The organism is Paenisporosarcina sp. P4_E4_2, assembly GCF_056401595.1.
In genome coordinates this window covers 1-3,183 of sequence record NZ_JBFUJC010000352.1, presented here as the reverse complement: position 1 = coordinate 3,183, position 3,183 = coordinate 1, and the positions used below count along the sequence as shown (strand labels likewise).

Annotated in this window: 5 protein-coding genes; all 5 read right to left on the bottom strand. The window is 43.3% G+C overall.

All coding sequences use genetic code 11. The annotated features are described in order from the left end of the window. The coding region (locus AC1DSB_RS16950) for an aldehyde dehydrogenase family protein (RefSeq protein ID WP_477587175.1) at window positions 1-1,172 on the bottom strand (1,172 nt) is incomplete at its 3' end. 13 nt (window positions 1,173-1,185) lie between these two features. After that, window positions 1,186-1,959 (bottom strand): enoyl-CoA hydratase-related protein, encoded by a 774-nt coding sequence (locus tag AC1DSB_RS16945; RefSeq protein ID WP_477532087.1) that lies wholly within the window; start codon window positions 1,957-1,959, stop codon window positions 1,186-1,188. A gap of 12 nt (window positions 1,960-1,971) precedes the next feature. After that, window positions 1,972-2,748 (bottom strand): enoyl-CoA hydratase/isomerase family protein, encoded by a 777-nt coding sequence (locus tag AC1DSB_RS16940; protein ID WP_477532088.1) that lies wholly within the window; start codon window positions 2,746-2,748, stop codon window positions 1,972-1,974. Beyond that, window positions 2,748-3,050, bottom strand: coding sequence for an EthD family reductase (locus AC1DSB_RS16935; protein ID WP_477532089.1), 303 nt, complete (start codon window positions 3,048-3,050; stop codon window positions 2,748-2,750). Before AC1DSB_RS16935 ends, AC1DSB_RS16940 begins: the two co-directional genes overlap by 1 nt. Before the next feature lie 15 nt (window positions 3,051-3,065). After that, window positions 3,066-3,183, bottom strand: a 118-nt coding sequence (locus tag AC1DSB_RS16930; RefSeq protein ID WP_477587176.1) for a PaaD-like zinc ribbon domain-containing protein, incomplete at its 5' end; no start/stop codon positions are given.

Sequence of the window (3,183 nt, the reverse complement as noted above, 5' to 3'; positions counted from 1 at the left end):
TGGTTAACGTTTGCGATGATTGTCGGCTCATACCAGAAACCATTTTCATAGCCTACTGGTTTCGCGATATTTCCTCCGACAAGGATTTCCGCTCCTTCTTTTTTAGCGGATTGGACATAGCCATCAATTGTTTCAAGTTGTGCTTGATCAATAATTGCTCCCACGTGTGTACCTTTATCAAACGGATTGCCCATCTGTAATTTCTTCGCTTTTTCTACAAACTTGTTCATGAATTCATCGTAAATGTCTTCATGGACGTATAAACGAGAACGTGCCTCACATGATTGGCCCGAATTATAGAATATGCCAAATAATGAACCATCAACCGCAGCATCAATATCTGCATCTTCAAATACTAGACTTGGAGATTTACCGCCAAGCTCTAATGTCACGCGTTTTAACGTTTCAGAAGCTTTACCCATAATGTCTTTCCCGATTGGTGTAGAACCTGTAAACGCAACTTTATTTACTCGTGGATGCCCCACTAAGAAGTTTCCGACTTCCGCTCCCGAACCTGGAATCACGTTCACTACACCTGCAGGAACCCCTGCTTCGAGACAGATTTCTCCAAGGATTATTGCAGTAAGTGGAGTAAGAGATGCCGGTTTGACAATTACTGAACATCCTACAGCTATTGCAGGTGCGATTTTCCATGCTGCCATCATTAACGGATAGTTCCAGGGAATGATTTGAGCGCAAACTCCAACGGGCTCTTTCTCCGTATAGTTGTGGAATTGACCCGGTACGTTATTTACTGTTCCGCGATGCCCAACGATTGCGCCTGCGTAAAACTCAAAATCTTCGATGGCTTGAGACACTTGCCCTTGTGCTGCATGAAGCGATTTACCAGTATCAAGCATWTCCAATTCCACCAGCTCATTGAAACGAGAGCGCATGATTCCTGCAATTTTATTCAATACCTGCGCACGGCGGCCAATCGGATAGAGCTTCCACTTTCCATGGTCAAAAGAATTACGTGCCGCTTCAACTGCTTTTTCAGCGTCTTCTTTAGAAGCTTTTGCCACTTCCGCAATCAATTCACCAGTAGCCGGATTGAAAGTTTTAATCGTATCACCATTGCTACTGTTCACTTTTTCACCATTAATAATTAAATGATAAAAATCACGTTTCATTGATTCTTGCTCAAGTTGATTTTCTTTGATCGTTGCCATGTCATTACTCCCCCTATTGTCCTGAAAAGACAGGTTTTCGTTTTTCCATAAATGCATTGACACCTTCACGGTGATCTTTTGTAAGTCCTGCTATCCGTTGCCCTTGAGCTTCATGTTCAAGGTAATCTTCAAACGAAAGTTCTGGAACCGCTTTCAAATACCGTTTAATCAATCCGACTGCTTTCGTCGGTAAAGAGGCAATGCGTTTTGCAAAAGCAGTTACATCTTCTTCCCAACTTTCCGCTGAGATAAGTTGTGTTGCCAGTCCCATATTAAATGCATCTTCTGCTTTCACTTTTTCACCCAATATTGAAAGTTCTATAGCCTTCGCTTCACCCACCAGGCGTGTTAAATAATAGAGATTCCCTGAATCGGGAATGAGACCAACATGGATAAACGCATTAATAAAACTTGCGCGCTCTGAGACAAGCCTGAAATCACAAGCAAGTGCTAAACTGAATCCAGCTCCCGCCGCAACTCCATTTACAGCTGCGATAAGTGGTTTTTCACACTGCCTGATTTGCTTCATCATCGGCCCATAATGGTCACGCAAGACTTGACCGTGATCCATACTTTCATCGACTTCCGATAAATCCTGTCCAGAACAAAATGCCCGTCCTTCGCCTGAAATGACAATGCAGCGAACTTGTTCATCGTTAGATGCAGTTTTGATTGCGTCTTTTACTTCACGGTTCATTTGAGCGACAAATGCGTTCAAACTGTCCGGTCTATTTAAATAGAGCCATGCAATACCGTCCTTGACGTCGTAACGGATCGTCTCAATCATCCAACACACTCCTTATTTCCCTTTATAATCGGGTTTTCTCTTTTCAACAAACGCATTCATGCCTTCTTTTTGGTCCTGAGTTGAGAACAGCAGATAGAAGTTTTTCCGTTCATACTGCATGCCTTCAAATAAGGAAGAATCAACTGCCTTGTTTACAGAATCTTTGATAAGACGTAAGGAAAGAGGCGGTTGCTTGGCAAGTTTGTTTGCGAACTTCATACACTCTTCCATTAGAAGTTCTGGTGCTACGATTTTATTAATGACTCCATATTTTAAAGCTTCATTCGCTGAAATACGCTCGCCCGTCCATAGCCACTCCAAAGCTTTTGTCCGTCCGGCAAGTTTCGTCAAGCGCTGTGTTCCACCTGCTCCGGGCATGACACCAAGACCTACTTCAGGGAATGAAAACTCTGTCCCACTGGCTGTAATTAGAACGTCACAACATAGTGCAAGCTCGAATCCTCCGCCGAAAACAAATCCTTTTACAGCACCAATAATCGGCTTCTTAATGAGGGCCAACCGATCCCAATCGGCAAATTGATTCAGCAGTTCCAAACTGATTGAATCATCATTCGTCATTTCGTCGATGTCCGCTCCTGCCGAAAAAGCTCGGCCCTTACCAGCCAACACCATCACGCGCACCTGGTCATCTCGATCAAAACCTTCCATCGCATCGACCAGTTCCCTTACCATTTTCCGGTTCAGGGAATTCAACTGACGTGGACGATTCAGTTCGATTAACGCCACGTTTCCTTCAATGGAAGTTTCAATGAATTCAAACGCGTTCATTACGCATCTTCACCAATCATCAAGGATACTAGATTCCCAGCAAACCCCATTAGGTCTTTACCGGAAGCTTTACCTTCAGCAGAACGCATACCTTGTTGCATTGATTCCACATCATCGTAAATCATCTCGCACATAAGGTAATATTTGCTTTCTCCACCCATTGGAGAACCAGTGAATTTGGTCACTTTCATTTCGCGCAGACCAGGAATTTTTGCTGTCAGCGGACCATGGACATTGAAGTAATGATCATCGAAAGCCTCTTTGTTTTCAGGATGTTTGTATAATGCGATTAATTTAGCCATTATTTTCTCCTCACTTTACATGTTGGTAGAGACCGGTTTCATGGCCTCAAATACGTTTTTGCAACTCTTGCAATATAGAATACTTCGACATGCGGTTGGTCCAAAGATATTGTCCATGGTCACGTAGGTGGAC

Excerpts from the sequence above, each read along its gene's own strand:
- AC1DSB_RS16935 (WP_477532089.1), bottom strand. The coding sequence starts at position 3,050 with ATGGCTAAATTAATCGCATTATACAAACATCCTGAAAACAAAGAGGCT.
- AC1DSB_RS16945 (WP_477532087.1), bottom strand. The coding sequence starts at position 1,959 with ATGATTGAGACGATCCGTTACGACGTCAAGGACGGTATTGCATGGCTC.
- AC1DSB_RS16940 (WP_477532088.1), bottom strand. The coding sequence starts at position 2,748 with ATGAACGCGTTTGAATTCATTGAAACTTCCATTGAAGGAAACGTGGCG.